Source organism: Pseudoflavonifractor capillosus (genome assembly GCF_016899775.1).
In the GTDB taxonomy this organism is placed as follows: domain Bacteria; phylum Bacillota; class Clostridia; order Oscillospirales; family Oscillospiraceae; genus Lawsonibacter.
Window position 1 is genome coordinate 1 of sequence record NZ_JACJJE010000027.1, and the last position, 13,934, is coordinate 13,934.

Here is a 13,934-nt window from a genome sequence, read left to right on the forward strand (position 1 = left end):
AAAACAAGGAAGAAGCTCCCTCAAACTAGAAGAAAAAGGGATTTTCCTCCAACTATGACAGCATAACGCCCCTTGCATGCTCCAAAACGTGCTCAAAACGCAAAAAAGAAGGAGAAATCCGCGGGTTTCTCCCTCAAAAAATTACCTTGGTAGACATCTGGTAGACCGCCTCCCAAAAACAGCAAAAAGAAACCGCCGGAAACCCTTGGCGCGCAAGGCTTCCCGGCGGTAGACCTGGTAGACATTTGGTAGACCGGCTTGGTCTACCAGCGTTTAAGCGGAAGGAAACTTGGTGTATGGTTCCGTGCTGGAGAGTGTGATCCCGGTCCCGGCCAGAACCAGGTCGCCGCCGTCGGGTCCGCAGAACCACACGGCCACAGAATCCGGATCTCCCAAGTCAGGATCGACAGCCCAGCACTGAAGGGTCTTTTTGACGCTGTCCAGCACCAGCTGATCCCGCTGCGCGGTTTCCGACTGGTTCCCCTCCTCCGACACATCGGCGGTCAGCAGTGTGCACGTATCCGCAAAGGTAACCGTGATTCCGCCCTTGCCGGAGTAAATCTGATCGGCCAAATCCAGATTCCATCCGGTGATTTTTGCCATGGCAGAGAGCACTTCAGTCACTGGAACCTGACCTGTCTCCAGGCGCTCTCCTGTATACTCTACGGGGAATTCCGCATATTCCCCATCTGTCCCCACATAGATCGTAACAGAGGCTGCCTTCTCCTCGCTTCCCCCGTCTGAGCCCGACTCAGACTGCACCGGAGGCGAAGAGGACACGCCCCCGCCCGTCACAGAATCGGAGGTTCCCCCCGCTGGGATTCCGCATGCGGCCATGGCGACGACGCAGGCGCCGATACACAGGGAAAAAAGCCTTCGTCTCATATGGATGACCTCCTTTCTACTTCCCGTTCAATCAAATGGTTCTAGTGAGGCACTATTATAGGGTAGAAAACCAAATCCGTCAATGCGGCGGACCGTTTGTTTTCAAAAGGTTCTTTCTTTATTCACAAAACGGCGGCCCGGACCTTCACCGCCCAGACCGCCGTTTTTCCATTACTTTCGCTTTTTATGCTTGTCAAAAAAGCCCTTCAGTCCACTTTCCTCGGGAACGTCCTCGCCCATGGCCTCAGCGAAGGCCCGCAGGGCCTCCTTCTGCTCCCCGTTGAGGGAGGTGGGGACCTGGACCCGGACGGTGACGTACTGGTCGCCCCGGCCCCGGCCTCGCAGCTCCGGGATCCCCTTCCCCCGCAGGCGGAAGGTGGTCCCGGTCTGGGTCCCGGCAGGCAGATTGTATTTCACCTTGCCGTCGATGGTGGGGATCTCCAGCTCGGCCCCCATCACCGCCTGGTAGAAGGTCACCGGCTGCTCATAGAGCACCGTGGTGCCGTCCCGGTGGAACTGGGGATGGGGCTTGACATGGACCGCCACGATCAGGTCGCCGGCGGGGCCGCCGTTCTTCCCGGCATTGCCCTGGCCCCGCAGGGAGATGGCCTGGCCGTCGTCGATGCCGGCGGGGATGCTGACCGTGACCCGCTTGGTCTTTTTCACGCTGCCGCTGCCGCCGCAGGCCTTGCAGGGGGTGTGGATGATCTTGCCCGTCCCCCGACAGCGGGAGCAGGGGGCGGTGCTGGAGAAGGCAAAGCCGCCGGTGCGCTGCTGCACCCGGACCACGCCGGTGCCCCGGCAGTCGGGACAGGTCTCCGCCGTAGTGCCCGGCTCCGCGCCGGAGCCGTGGCAGGCCTCGCACTCCTCAGTGCGGTTCAGGTTGATCTCCTTCTCACAGCCGAAGGCCGCCTCTTCGAAGGAGATGGTCAGACTGGCCCGCAGGCTCTCTCCTTTCTGGGGGCCGTTCCGGCGGGAGGAGGCGCTCCCGCCAAACCCGCCGAAGCCGCCGCCGAAGAAGGACCCGAAGATGTCGCCCAGGTCGATGTCCCCCATGTCGAAGCCGCCGAAGCCGCCGCCCGGGCCGCCTGCCCCGTAATTGGGGTCCACACCCGCATGGCCGAACTGGTCATAGCGGGCCCGCTTCTCCGAGTCGGACAGGATGCTGTACGCCTCGTTCACCTCTTTGAACTTGGCCTCCGCCTCCTTGTCCCCGGGGTTCATGTCCGGATGGTACTTTTTGGCCAGCTTCCGGTAGGCCTTCTTGATCTCATCGTCCGAAGCGCCCTTGCTGACGCCCAGGACTTCATAGTAATCACGTTTCTGTTCTGGCATAGATCCAATTCACCTCCGGTGAATTGAATGCAAAATTCAGAATGCAGAATGCAGAATGGAGGGTACGTCTCCAATTTCTGCACGACATGGAAGGCGAGCGAACAGCGGCTGCCATTCGCTCAGCACTTCCTGCATCCTTCCGATGCGATTCATTCCTGCATTCTGCATTTCTGCATTCTGCATTATTTATTGTCGTCGTCCACCACGGTGTAGTCCGCGTCCACCACGTCGGGGCCGCCGTCGTTTCCGCCGGCCTGGCCGCCCATGTCGGGGCCGCCGGCCTGCTGGCCGTTCTGCTGGTAGAGCTTCTCGCTGACGGCGTAGAAGGCCTTGGTGAGCTCCTCGGTGGCGCTCTTGATGGCCTCGGTGTCATTGCCCTTCAGGGTCTCCTTCAGCTTGCCCAGAGCGGACTCTACATTGCTGCGGTCAGCGGCATCGATCTTGCCGCCCATCTCCTCCAGAGTCTTCTCAGTCTGGAAGACCATCTGGTCAGCCTGGTTGCGCACATCGGCGGCCTCGCGCTGCTTCTTGTCCTCGGCGGCGAACTGCTCGGCCTCCTTGACGGCCTTGTCGATGTCCTCCTTGGACATGTTGGTGGAGGAGGTGATGGTGATGTGCTGCTCCTTGCCGGTGCCCAGGTCCTTGGCGGACACGTTTACGATGCCGTTGGCGTCGATGTCGAAGGTGACCTCGATCTGAGGCACGCCGCGGCGGGCGGGGGCAATGCCGTCCAGGTTGAAGCGGCCCAGGGTCTTGTTGTACTGGGCCATCTCACGCTCGCCCTGGAGCACGTGGACCTCCACGGAGGTCTGGTTGTCGGCGGCGGTGGTGAAGATCTGGCTCTTCTTCACGGGGATGGTGGTGTTGCGCTCGATGAGCTTGGTCATCACGCCGCCCATGGTCTCGATGCCCAGGGACAGGGGGGTGACGTCCAGCAGCAGCAGGTCCTTCACGTCGCCGGTGAACACGCCGCCCTGGAGGGCCGCGCCGATAGCCACGCACTCGTCGGGGTTGATGCCCTTGAAGCCCTCCTTGCCGGTGAGCTTCTTCACCTCGTCCTGAACGGCGGGGATACGGCTGGAGCCGCCCACCATCAGGACCTTGGAGATATCGCTGCCGGTGAGGCCGGCATCGCTCATGGCCTGCTTCACGGGGCCGCTGGTGGCCTCCACCAGGTGGTGGGTCAGCTCATTGAACTTGGCCCGGGTGAGGGTCAGATCCAGGTGCTTGGGGCCGGTGGCGTCGGCGGTGATATAGGGCAGGTTGATGCTGGTGGAGGTGACGCCGGACAGCTCGATCTTGGCCTTCTCGGCGGCCTCCTTCAGGCGCTGCATGGCCACCTTGTCGCCGGTGAGGTCGATGCCCTCAGTCTTCTTGAACTCGGCGGCCATCCAGTCCATGACGCACTTGTCGAAGTCGTCGCCGCCCAGGCGGTTGTTGCCGGCGGTGGCCAGCACCTCGATGACGCCGTCGTCGATGTCCAGGATGGACACATCGAAGGTGCCGCCGCCCAGGTCATACACCATGACCTTCTGGGCGCTCTCCTTGTCCACGCCATAGGCCAGAGCGGCGGCGGTGGGCTCGTTGATGATCCGCTTCACGTCCAGGCCGGCGATCTTGCCCGCGTCCTTGGTGGCCTGGCGCTGGGAGTCGGTGAAGTAGGCGGGGACGGTGATGACCGCCTCGGTGACCTTCTCGCCCAGATAGGCCTCGGCGTCCGCCTTCAGCTTCTGCAGGATCATGGCGCTGATCTCCTGGGGGGTGTACTTCTTGCCGTCGATGGTCACCTTGTAGTCGGAGCCCATCTCACGCTTGATGGAGATGACGGTCCGGTCGGGGTTGGTGATGGCCTGGCGCTTGGCCACCTGGCCCACCAGACGCTCGCCGTCCTTGGAGAAGGCCACCACGGACGGGGTGGTGCGGTTGCCCTCCGCGTTGGGGATAACTACGGGATCGCCGCCCTCCATGACGGCCACACAGCTATTTGTTGTACCTAAGTCGATACCAATAATCTTAGACATAATCTTGTTCCTCCAATATGAATGAAATTTTATGTTACAAAGTTAAAGTGGAATCCATGAGAGAAAATAGAACACAAAGGAGAAGGCGAACAGCAGACCGGCGGAAAAGCACAGCCCCATGGTCAGGGGATTCAGGCGCCGCAGCACGCCGTGCTTTCGATTGTGACAGGGGTGCTTCATGTCAGCCTCCTTCGTGGAACGAATCACATCAGTTGGCGACCTTCACCATGGCGAACCGGATGACCTTCTCGCCCAGCATGAAGCCGGCCTGAAAGACCTCGGCCACAGTGTTCTCGCCAAAATTCTCGTCCTCCACATGCATGACCGCGTTGTGCAGGGCGGGGTCAAAGGGTTTTCCCAGGGCGTCGATCTCGGTGATGCCCAGCTTCTCCAGCACGGACTTGAGCTGGTTCATGGTCATCTCCACGCCCTTCTTATAGGCCTCGTCGGCGGTCTCCTGTTTCAGGGCCCGCTCCAGGTTGTCGTACACCGGGAGGAAGGCCACGGCTGCGTCGGCCTTTGCCTCGCTCCAGATGGACTCCTTCTCCTTGGCGGTGCGCCGGCGGTAGTTGTCGTACTCAGCGGCCAGGCGGAGGAATTTGTCCTCCTGCTGGGCCACCTGGTTTTTCAGGGACTCCAGCTCGGTCAGCAGGGGGTCGGGGGTCTCCGCCTGGCTCTGGCCGGCCTGGGTCTCCTGGGGCGCGGCCTCCTCCGGAACTTCCTCCGGCTGCTGGGGCTCGGTCGGGACCTGCTCCACGGTCTCCTCCGGCTTCTTGTCTTTCTTGCTCATAAATCAGCTTGCTCCTCCTATTCCTTATCCTGTCCGCCGCCGTCCCCGTCGCCGGGGGGAAGCTCGCCCTTGCCGAACATCCGGGTGAGGCTGTCGGCGAAGTAGGACAGGCGGGCCGTTACCTTGGCGTAATCCATTCGGGTGGGCCCGACCACACCGATGACGCCCCGCATATTATCTCCAATGTCATAGCTTGCCATGACCACGCTGGTGTCCTTCAGGGCCTCGCTCACATTCTCCGGCCCGATGAGGATATTCATGTTCTGCCCCTCCTGGAGGGTCACCGGCAGCTTGGAGGACTCGTGCTCCTCCGCCAGATAGTTCATCAGAGGCTTCGCCTTGTCCAGGCTTCTGTACTCCGGGTGCTCCAGCAGATGGGTGATGCCCAGGGTGTGGACGCTCTGGCTGGACTGCTCGCTCAGGACCTCCATGGCGAACTGGACCACCAGGGAGATCAGGGCAAAGGCCCCGGGGGCGGAGCGGGTCTCCATCTTGTCCAGGGTGTCCTCCATCTCCTCCTGAGTCAGCCCCACAAAGGCGTTGTTCAGCACGGTGGACAGCATCTGCAGCTGGGGGTCCGACACCTGGTCGGGCATGCGGATCAGCTTGTTCTTCACCACGCTGCTGTCCGTCATCACCACGGCGATGAAGGCGTTCTCCTCCACCATCAGCAGGTCGTACCGCTTCACCGTCACCCGCTTCTTGGGGGCGGCGGCGGTAAAGACGGGGTAGTCGCTGATCTGGGAGAGCACCTTGCCCGCCCGGTCAATGACCCGGTCCAGCTCCTCCATCTTCACGTTCAGCGCGTCGTTGATGCGCTGAGTCTCCTGCATGGTCAGCCGGTGCTCGCCCATGAGCTCGTTGACGTACAGCCGGTAGCCCAGAGGGGAGGGAATCCGGCCGGCCGAGGTGTGGGGCTGTTCCAGATAGCCCATCTCGGTCAAGTCGGCCATCTCATTTCGGATGGTGGCGGAGGAGATGTCCAGCCCGGCCTGCTCGGCCACGGCTTTGGACCCCACCGGCTCGGCAGTGGCGATATAGATCTCCACGATGGCCCGCAGGATTCTCTTTTTCCGGTTGGTCAGCTCCATGCCCTCACCTCCTGATTGATTTGAATGTTTTAGCACTCATTATCTCCGAGTGCTAAATATACTGTACCACCCGCCCTAAGGAATGTCAATAGGCACTTTATGAATTTATTTTAAACAAATAAATCGGACCTGCTGCGGCGTTCCTTTCGCACAGTTTTAGCTATATTGCTAATTTTTCTCAGACAGTTATCATCGGATTCTCACCTGTTTCGGAACCGGCGCCGGGCCGGCCCTGGAGCTTTTTCCCGCTTCTCTATAAAAATTATCCCGCTCCCCCTTGACAAGCCGGTGATCCTGTCTATAATATGAAGTGTACTTCACATGAAGCCAACTTCACATTCAATGGAACAAGAGAGGTGGGATGTGGCTTGAAGACCCGGGTGAAGGAGCTTCGGACGGCGGCCGGCATGACCCAGCAGCAGCTGGCCGATCTGGTCCACGTCTCCTCCCGCACCATCATTTCACTGGAAAAGGAGCAGTACAGCCCCTCCCTCATGCTGGCCTACCGCCTGGCGCTGGTGTTTGGGGTAGCGGTGGAGGACCTGTGCTGCCTGGAGGAAAACCTGAAACTGGAGGATCAGAAGTATGAAGATCTATCATAAGAAGAACTTTGCCGCGGGGCTGTTCTTCACCTTACTGGGCGCGGCTTTTATTGTGCTCTTTCTGGTGAGGGGGAACATTGAGCCCAAGTCGGTGGTGTTTTGTGTGCTCAGTCTGCTTCTCGGCCCCGGGCTGCTTCTGCGCAGCTTTGACAAGCGCCTCTCCTTCCAGGATAGAGTGGATGAGCTGGACGAGCGGAACATTCTGGTGAAGCTGCGCACCAAGAGCACCGCCTTCTCTATCGTCCAGTACACGCTGCTGGGGGTATGCGCTCTGTGCGCCGTGGGAGCTATCGCCTACCAGCGCAACCCGGAGGGACAGCTGGTGCTGGGCGGCATGCTGATCGTGTCCGGGGTGGTCTGGTTCATCTCCCTGCTGTCGGAGCTGTTTTGCGGACTGCACTATGAGAAAAAGCTGTAACCCCATCCATATCCAAAAAATATAAATTGAGTGAGGTGTCTCCTATGTCTCGAACAAGACGAACCGAACAGCGCACCCTTCAAGATCTGGGGCTCATCCGGGACGAGCGGGACCGGGAACTGGAACGGGCCGCCCGTGTCCGGTCCTGCTCTGTCCTGGTCACCGTCTCCCTGCTGATGGCGGCGGCCTGCCTGCTCCAGGGGGACTCCGCCTGGGCCCCTCTGCTGGCCCTCACCCCTCTGAGCTGGGCCGTCCAGCACTTCTCCCGGTTCGCGGCGGACGGCAAGCGCCTGTACCTGGTCCTGGCCCTGCCGTCCGGGGCGGCCGCCCTGGCCCTGCTGGGCTGGTATCTGATCCAGGGGCAGGAGGGCGGCCTGTTCTCCATCGGCCGGCTGATCGGCTTCGCCGTGCTGTCCTGCCTGCTCATCTCCCTGGCGGGGCTGGTATTTCTGGCGCTGTTCCTGGCATTCCTATTTGTAAAAGGAAGGTGGAGCCGCATGAACGAGGACAAGTGGGAGCGCTACTTCCAGTCCATCTCCACCCTGGGCCTGCTGGTGCGGCTGGGCGGGATGCTGTCCCTGGCCATGGTGCTGGTGTCCATCCTCAGCGTCCCCCTGTTTCAGCTTCTGGGCTTTCCCGCCCCGGAGCGTCTGGCCCTGGTGCTGCTGGCCGCGGGCCTGACCTATACCCTTGGTAAGCTCAACCGGGATCGGGAGAAGCTGCTGCGGAAACTTCTGAAGCTGAAACCGGCGGCGTGACCGCTTACCTCCTCTAAAATACATGCCGCCCATCCTCTGCTGAAACAGAGGATGGGCGGCTACGCGCTACAGCCCCGGCCTCAGCCGCTCCGCCGCAATTTGGATTTGTTCTCGGGTGGGCGTCCAGTAGAATTTGATTTCCACGATGCGCTTCTCCCAGCAGACCAGATAGTTGTCGTCCAGAACCCCGTCCCTCCAGGAAACCTGATAGACCTCCTCCGCCTCCCAGGGGGCGGGGTCCACCGGTATCAGGTACTTTTCCAGAACTTCGTCCTGGTTGTCGCGGATGAACCCATCCTTAACAAAATCGTAGAGGAACGGGACCTTCACGTCGGTGATCTCATAGCGGAGCTCATATCCCTGGATCTCCTCAGTAAACAGCAGGTCCTGCCGGTAGTCCCCATAGGCCAGAAGGGGGCTCTTCTGGAGCCGGGCCTCCTTGGACCAGCGGGCGTCCACCTGGACCAGTTCCTCCACCTCCAGGGGGAGGGGGTCGTCGTAGATGTCCATGGTCAGCCCGTCCCAGTCATACTGTCCCACCGGCTGGCTCTCCTCCCCCAGTGGGAGCCAGCCCCGGAGGCTGGCCGCCACGATCACGCCGGTCCCCGCGATGACCAGGACAAAAATGGCGGCGCAGGTCACCGCCAGGTTGACCCAGCGGGAGACGCCCCGGCGCTTCAGCGCCCCCAGCATCCAGCGGGCCAGGAGGGTGGGGACTGCCGTAACCACCGCCGCGGAGAGCAGGAACAGGAGGTGGCTGCTGCTGGCCGAGAAGGAGAGGATCAGAAATACAGTGGCCAAGCCCACTGCCGCCCAGGAGAGCCAGGGGTGGGCCCGGACCGGCAGAAAGACGCCGTGTTCCGCCGCCTCCTTGGCCCGCCGCTCCCAGCGGAAGTAGAAGATCAGCTCCCAGATCGTCATCAGCAGGAGCAGCAGCCAGAGGAGGATGGTAAAGAGCTGGCTGGCGTCGGAGAGGTAATCCACCGGGTCCCGCCACAGCTGGGACAGCTGCAGGTACAGGGACCAGAGGACCAGAAGGGCGACGGCCACCTGGCCCACCAGCACCTTTTTCTTCATGGTCCGGTGGATGTTGTCCACCTGGGGCACCGGGTCGGTGTCGATGGGGACGGCGTCCTCCCGGTCGGTGCAGAAGATCTGCATGGCGTCCCACCGCAGCACCAGCCGCCACCCGTCCTGGGCGCACAGCTCCTCCTTCTCCAGCTGCTTCTCGCTGGGTCTGGGGTCAAACTCCGAGGCCCCGGGGAAATAGGTCACGGCAAACCGGAGCTTCTGGGGCGGGATCTTCGTATAGGTCCAGAACAGATTGCCCGCCTTTTGGATCATCCAGCCCCGGGCGGCCATCTGTTCCAGCTTTTGCTGGATGGCTTCCGAATCGTAAAAGGAAACGTTGACCAAAGTCCGCTTCACAGTGCTCATAGAGGCTCCTCCTTTCCAAGCAGGTGCTCATAGTCGGCGGCCTGGGACCGGATGCGCCGGTACTCCCGGTCCAGCATCTGCCACCCCTTCTCCGTGATGATATAGCTGCGCCGGCGGCCCTCCGCCCTTCCCTCCTGGATCATCCCCTCGGCGGTGAACTGCTCCAGCAGGTCGTAGAGGGTCCCCGAGCCGATGCTCACCCGGCCCGCCGTCAGGGTGCGGACCATCTCCAGAATCTCCACCCCCCGGCGCTCCTGGTTCAGGCAGAGCAGGATATAAAACATCTGCTCGGTGAGGGTCTTGAACCGCTCTCTGGGCATCTCCACACCTCCATTTCTCGATCATCGAGTTTCTGTAATTTTATTTTAGCTCGAATATCGAGAAAGTCAAGAACATCTTTTCTTCTCTCCCCCCTTTTGTGCGCCCTGGGCCGCTCTTATAATTTGAGATTTCTCTTTCTTTTGATTGAAAGAAGTGTTATGATAAAGATGTAGAAAAGTCTGTTCCCCTGGAACAGAAGGAGGAACGCACATGTTCAATACCATCGGATTCATCGGCACCGGCACCATGGGGGCCGCCGTGGCCCGGGCCGTAGTCAAGGGGGCCCCAGGGGCCTCCATTCTGCTCTCCAACCGCACCCCCGCCAAGGCGGAGGCCCTGGCCAAGGACCTGGGGTGCCAGGCCTCCGACAACGAGACGGTGGCCCGCACCTGTTCGCTGATTTTCCTGGGGGTAAAGCCCCAGATGATGGCCGGGATGCTGGAGTCCATCGCCCCCATCCTGGCCGCCCGGAGCGACCGCTTCGTGCTGGCCTCCATGGCCGCCGGTCTGGACGCCCAGCGCATCCAGGCTATGGCCGGGGACGAGTACCCGGTGATTTGCTTCATGCCCAACACCCCGGTGGCGGTGGGGGCGGGCGTGGTCCAGTATTACGGCCTGGGCACCGCCCAGGAGGAGCTGGACGCCTTCCAGGCCCTGCTCTCCCCCGCGGGCCTGGTGGACCGGATCGAACCGGCCCAGCTCAACGCCGCCAGCGCCGTGTCCGGCTGCGGCCCCGCCTTCTGCTCCCTGTTCATTGAGGCTCTGGCCGACGGCGGGGTGGCCTGCGGCCTGCCCCGGGCCAAAGCTCTGGCCTATGCGGCCCAGATGGTGGAGGGCACCGCCAAACTGATGCTGGAGCAGCATGCCCACCCCGGAGTCCTGAAAGACGGGGTCTGCTCCCCCGGCGGCACCACCATCCAGGGGGTGCGCGCTCTGGAGGCAAAGGGTTTCCGCTCCGCCGCCATGGAGGCGGTCATTGCCGCCTACGATAAGACCATCTCCATGGGAAACTGACTTCCGTCCCTGCATAAACTGCCTGAAAGGGGTTTTTCTGATATGAGAATCGTGGTAAAAGTCGGCACCTCCACCCTGGCCCACTCCACCGGGCGCATGAACATCCGCCATGTGGAGGACCTGGTGAAGGTCCTCAGCGACCTGAAAAACGCGGGACATGAGATGATCCTGGTGTCCTCCGGCGCCATTGGCATGGGGGTGGGCAAGCTGAACCTGCCCGGCAAGCCCAGCGACATGCCCACCAAGCAGGCCGCCGCCGCCGTGGGCCAGTGTGAACTCATGTACACCTACGACCGGCTGTTTTTACAGTATAACCACACGGTGGCCCAGATCCTCCTCACCGGAGAGGACGTGGAGCACTCCGAGCGCCGGGAGAACTTCGAGAACACCATGGAGCGCCTGCTGGAGCTGGGCTCCCTGCCCATCATCAACGAGAACGACACCGTGGCCACCGCTGAGATCAAGGTGGGCGACAACGACACCCTGGGGGCCATTGTGGCCCGGTGCGTCAAGGCCGATCTGCTGGTCCTGCTCAGTGACATCGAGGGCCTGTACACCGCCGACCCCCGGAAGAACCCCAGCGCCAAGCTGATCCCCGTGGTGGAGGAGGTCACCCCGGAGATCGAGGCCCTGGCCGGCGGCGTGGGCTCCGGCCTGGCCACCGGAGGGATGGCCACCAAACTCCGGGCCGCCAAGATGGTGGCTGAAGTGGGCTGCGACATGATTATCACCAACGGGGAACACCCTGAGGTCCTCTACGACATCGCCGAGGGGAAGGCTGTGGGGACCCGGTTTATCGGGAAGAAGTAATTTATTTATGTGGGGGGGATTTCGCCGCCCCGGCGGCGGGCAGGGTTCCGCCCTGCGGGGCGGGTTTCTTTCCCAACGATGGGAAAGAAACCAATGGCCCAGGCCACCTTCTCTTGCCCCTTCGGGGCAATTCACCTTGAGGATCGCCGGGGACGCGGCCGATGGACTACGGCTCCGCTCCGCTTCGCCTAGGTCCATAGGACCGCTTTCCCCGGACCCCGTTTACGGGGGTTAACCCTTGGGCCGGGCAAGAAATTTCCGGCGCGCAAAATCTGAGTGGCTGGTCTAAATTCCCGCCGGGCCACTGGGCCCTGGGTTTGCAAAAATTGCCGCTGGTGCGATTCCATTTGTGCGCCTGGCTTTGCCGAGCCAACGCTGCTGGTGCAAATCTTGGCGGGAGGCCCAAGGGCCTCCCCTACACAGACCTGGAAGGCCTTCTTATACCCCCGTAGGGGAGGGGCTTGCCCCTCCCGCGGTTCTTTGGCACGGTCCGTTATTTCCTATAGGGGCGGCACACCCGGGCCGCCCGGAGTCTCTCCGCCCGGGTTTCAACCTGCCGTCTGAATGGAGGATTCTTATGACTGCTGATCGGGAAAGACGCTGTACCTGCGGGGGCGTGATGAAGTTTTCCGGCCGTCAGGCGCTGCACATGAACGGAAGTCCGTTCTTTCTGGAGTCCTCCACTGAGTTTACCCAGGTGGACGTATACGTCTGCCCCGACTGCCGGAAGGTGGAGTTTTACCTCCCCGAACTTCCGGCGGAGGAGTCGCTGGAGGAAAACGCCATGCGCCTGTACGCCACGGCGTCGGAGAAGGAGCTGCGGGCCATTCTCGCGGACCCGGACTATCCGCCGGATGTACACCGTGGGGTCCGGAGGCTTTTAGAGCAGCGGACCGGGCACAAGGCGTGAACCTGTGATTTTCCCACGGCTGCTCCTCTCTGTAGGGCCACGATTTGTCGTGGCCGCCGGGCGTCGACTGCCCCCTCATCCGCCTCACTCCGTTCGGCACCTTCCCCCCAGGGGGAAGGTCGAGGGAGACGTATATCCCGTAGGGGCCGGCGTCCTCGACGGCCCCCCGTTTACGAAACATTTTAAACGATCAATCAAAAGAAGGTGACCACCTATGACTACGCAAGAACTGCTCCAGAAAGCCAAGGGCGCCAAGACCGCCATGGCTCTGGCCAGCACTGAGACAAAGAACAAGGCTCTGTCCGCCATGGCGGACGCCCTGGAGCGGCACCAGGCGGAGATCCTGGCCGCCAACCAGCTGGACCTGGACGCCGCCCGTGGGACCATCTCCTCCGTCATGCTGGACCGGCTGGCCCTGAACCCGGACCGGATCGCCGGCATGGCCAAGGGCATCCGGGAGGTGGTGGAGCTCCCCGACCCGGCGGGCGCCGTCCTGAACCGGGTGGAGCGCCCCAGCGGCATCGTGGTGGAGAAGACCGCCGTCCCCATGGGGGTCATCGCCATCATCTATGAGAGCCGCCCCAACGTCACCAGCGACGCCGCCGCCCTGGCCCTGAAGGCGGGCTCTGCCTGCGTGCTCCGGGGCGGCAAGGAGGCCCACCGCTCTGCCGCCGCCATTGTGGCCGCCCTGAAGGAGGGCCTGTCTGCCGCCGGCCTGCCCGAGGACGCCCTTCAGCTGGTGGAGGACACCACCCGCGCCTCCTCCAATGAGCTGATGACCGCCACCGGATATGTGGACCTGCTCATCCCCCGCGGGGGCGCCGGTCTCATCCGGGCCTGCGTGGACAACGCCACCGTCCCTGTGATCGAGACGGGCACCGGCATCTGCCACATCTATGTGGACAGAGCTGCCGACCAGGAGATGGCCCTGAACATTGTGGAAAATGCCAAGTGCTCCCGGCCCTCAGTGTGCAACGCCGCCGAGGTGTGCCTGGTGGACCGGGCCGTCGCGGAAGAATTCCTCCCCAAGCTGCGGGAGCGCCTGGTGGACCGGCGGAGCGCCCAGGGGGCCATCCCCGTGGAGCTGCGCCTGGATCAGGCTGCCGCCCAGATCATCTCCGGCACCCACGCCGGTCCCGAGGACTTTGACACCGAGTTTTTGGACTATGTGCTGGCCGTCAAGGTGGTGGACGGAGTGGACGCGGCTGTCGCCCATATCGCCGCCCACTCCACCGGCCACTCGGACGCCATCGTCACCGCCGACGAGGAGGCCGCAAAGCGGTTCCTGGCCCAGGTGGACTCCGCCGCGGTCTATTGGAACGCCTCCACCCGCTTCACCGACGGGGGGGAGTTCGGACTGGGCTGCGAGATGGGCATCTCCACCCAGAAGCTCCACGCCCGGGGCCCCATGGGCCTGGCGGAGCTGTGCACCTACAAGTACGTGGTGCGGGGGACCGGACAGGTCCGCTGACTTTCCCGGCTCCTCTCGACGGTTTCCAAGGTTTTCCGGCTGACAGGCTGTGCGTTCCGGCGTACAATGGA

Annotated in this window: 15 protein-coding genes; 7 read left to right on the top strand and 8 right to left on the bottom strand. The window is 62.3% G+C overall.

Features of this window, described 5'->3' with window-relative positions; genetic code table 11:
• Positions 1-273: 273 nt before the first annotated feature.
• From H6B31_RS09650 to hrcA, 6 genes are all read right to left on the bottom strand, one after another.
• The gene (locus tag H6B31_RS09650) at positions 274-885 is read right to left on the bottom strand and encodes a hypothetical protein (RefSeq protein WP_204898320.1); all 612 of its coding nucleotides are present in this window, start codon (positions 883-885) and stop codon (positions 274-276) included.
• 171 nt (positions 886-1,056) lie between these two features.
• Entirely contained in the window at positions 1,057-2,220 is a 1,164-nt protein-coding gene (gene dnaJ, locus H6B31_RS09655) for a molecular chaperone DnaJ (RefSeq protein WP_204898321.1), read from the bottom strand.
• 182 nt (positions 2,221-2,402) lie between these two features.
• Entirely contained in the window at positions 2,403-4,241 is a 1,839-nt protein-coding gene (gene dnaK / locus H6B31_RS09660; protein WP_204898322.1) for a molecular chaperone DnaK, read from the bottom strand.
• Positions 4,242-4,283: 42 nt separating this feature from the next.
• Entirely contained in the window at positions 4,284-4,421 is a 138-nt protein-coding gene (locus H6B31_RS09665) for a hypothetical protein (RefSeq protein ID WP_204898323.1), read from the bottom strand.
• Positions 4,422-4,449: 28 nt separating this feature from the next.
• On the bottom strand, positions 4,450-5,031 hold the full coding sequence (gene grpE / locus H6B31_RS09670) for a nucleotide exchange factor GrpE (protein WP_204898324.1): 582 nt from the start codon (positions 5,029-5,031) through the stop codon (positions 4,450-4,452).
• A gap of 17 nt (positions 5,032-5,048) precedes the next feature.
• Positions 5,049-6,122 carry a heat-inducible transcriptional repressor HrcA gene (gene hrcA / locus H6B31_RS09675; protein ID WP_204898325.1) on the bottom strand — a complete coding sequence of 358 codons (1,074 nt, stop codon included), beginning with the start codon at positions 6,120-6,122 and terminating at the stop codon, positions 5,049-5,051.
• Positions 6,123-6,490: 368 nt separating this feature from the next.
• On the opposite strand from hrcA, the gene H6B31_RS09680 reads away from it, so the two are divergent.
• Genes H6B31_RS09680 through H6B31_RS09690 form a run of 3 tightly spaced genes read left to right on the top strand, consistent with a single transcriptional unit; the run spans position 6,491 to position 7,900 of the window.
• A complete protein-coding gene (locus tag H6B31_RS09680; protein WP_204898326.1) occupies positions 6,491-6,724 on the top strand; it encodes a helix-turn-helix transcriptional regulator in 234 nt (77 codons plus the stop codon).
• The gene (locus H6B31_RS09685) at positions 6,708-7,142 is read left to right on the top strand and encodes a hypothetical protein (RefSeq protein WP_204898327.1); all 435 of its coding nucleotides are present in this window, start codon (positions 6,708-6,710) and stop codon (positions 7,140-7,142) included. The genes H6B31_RS09680 and H6B31_RS09685 overlap by 17 nt, the downstream gene beginning before the upstream one ends.
• A 44-nt stretch (positions 7,143-7,186) precedes the next feature.
• Positions 7,187-7,900, top strand: coding sequence for a DUF6442 family protein (locus H6B31_RS09690; RefSeq protein WP_204898328.1), 714 nt, complete (start codon positions 7,187-7,189; stop codon positions 7,898-7,900).
• A gap of 66 nt (positions 7,901-7,966) precedes the next feature.
• Here the strand turns inward: H6B31_RS09690 and H6B31_RS09695 are convergent, their stop codons facing one another.
• Positions 7,967-9,337 (bottom strand): DUF2812 domain-containing protein, encoded by a 1,371-nt coding sequence (locus tag H6B31_RS09695; RefSeq protein ID WP_204898329.1) that lies wholly within the window; start codon positions 9,335-9,337, stop codon positions 7,967-7,969.
• Entirely contained in the window at positions 9,334-9,657 is a 324-nt protein-coding gene (locus H6B31_RS09700; protein ID WP_204898330.1) for a PadR family transcriptional regulator, read from the bottom strand. Before H6B31_RS09700 ends, H6B31_RS09695 begins: the two co-directional genes overlap by 4 nt.
• 211 nt (positions 9,658-9,868) lie before the next feature.
• On the opposite strand from H6B31_RS09700, the gene proC reads away from it, so the two are divergent.
• The 4 genes from proC to H6B31_RS09720 all read left to right on the top strand — a co-directional run bounded on the left by proC (position 9,869) and on the right by H6B31_RS09720 (position 13,863).
• The gene (gene proC / locus H6B31_RS09705; RefSeq protein ID WP_204898331.1) at positions 9,869-10,672 is read left to right on the top strand and encodes a pyrroline-5-carboxylate reductase; all 804 of its coding nucleotides are present in this window, start codon (positions 9,869-9,871) and stop codon (positions 10,670-10,672) included.
• A 42-nt stretch (positions 10,673-10,714) separates the two neighbouring features.
• Entirely contained in the window at positions 10,715-11,482 is a 768-nt protein-coding gene (gene proB / locus H6B31_RS09710; RefSeq protein WP_204898332.1) for a glutamate 5-kinase, read from the top strand.
• Positions 11,483-12,059: 577 nt separating this feature from the next.
• Positions 12,060-12,392 carry a hypothetical protein gene (locus H6B31_RS09715; protein WP_087291295.1) on the top strand — a complete coding sequence of 111 codons (333 nt, stop codon included), beginning with the start codon at positions 12,060-12,062 and terminating at the stop codon, positions 12,390-12,392.
• A gap of 214 nt (positions 12,393-12,606) precedes the next feature.
• Positions 12,607-13,863: a glutamate-5-semialdehyde dehydrogenase gene (locus H6B31_RS09720; protein WP_204898333.1), complete on the top strand. Its 1,257-nt coding sequence runs from the start codon at positions 12,607-12,609 to the stop codon at positions 13,861-13,863.
• Positions 13,864-13,934: the final 71 nt, after the last annotated feature.

Coding starts and splice junctions, on each gene's coding strand:
- H6B31_RS09650 (WP_204898320.1), bottom strand. CDS start 885: ATGAGACGAAGGCTTTTTTCCCTGTGTATCGGCGCCTGCGTCGTCGCC.
- dnaJ (WP_204898321.1), bottom strand. CDS start 2,220: ATGCCAGAACAGAAACGTGATTACTATGAAGTCCTGGGCGTCAGCAAG.
- dnaK (WP_204898322.1), bottom strand. CDS start 4,241: ATGTCTAAGATTATTGGTATCGACTTAGGTACAACAAATAGCTGTGTG.
- H6B31_RS09665 (WP_204898323.1), bottom strand. CDS start 4,421: ATGAAGCACCCCTGTCACAATCGAAAGCACGGCGTGCTGCGGCGCCTG.
- grpE (WP_204898324.1), bottom strand. CDS start 5,031: ATGAGCAAGAAAGACAAGAAGCCGGAGGAGACCGTGGAGCAGGTCCCG.
- hrcA (WP_204898325.1), bottom strand. CDS start 6,122: ATGGAGCTGACCAACCGGAAAAAGAGAATCCTGCGGGCCATCGTGGAG.
- H6B31_RS09685 (WP_204898327.1), top strand. CDS start 6,708: ATGAAGATCTATCATAAGAAGAACTTTGCCGCGGGGCTGTTCTTCACC.
- H6B31_RS09690 (WP_204898328.1), top strand. CDS start 7,187: ATGTCTCGAACAAGACGAACCGAACAGCGCACCCTTCAAGATCTGGGG.
- H6B31_RS09695 (WP_204898329.1), bottom strand. CDS start 9,337: ATGAGCACTGTGAAGCGGACTTTGGTCAACGTTTCCTTTTACGATTCG.
- H6B31_RS09700 (WP_204898330.1), bottom strand. CDS start 9,657: ATGCCCAGAGAGCGGTTCAAGACCCTCACCGAGCAGATGTTTTATATC.
- proC (WP_204898331.1), top strand. CDS start 9,869: ATGTTCAATACCATCGGATTCATCGGCACCGGCACCATGGGGGCCGCC.
- proB (WP_204898332.1), top strand. CDS start 10,715: ATGAGAATCGTGGTAAAAGTCGGCACCTCCACCCTGGCCCACTCCACC.
- H6B31_RS09715 (WP_087291295.1), top strand. CDS start 12,060: ATGACTGCTGATCGGGAAAGACGCTGTACCTGCGGGGGCGTGATGAAG.
- H6B31_RS09720 (WP_204898333.1), top strand. CDS start 12,607: ATGACTACGCAAGAACTGCTCCAGAAAGCCAAGGGCGCCAAGACCGCC.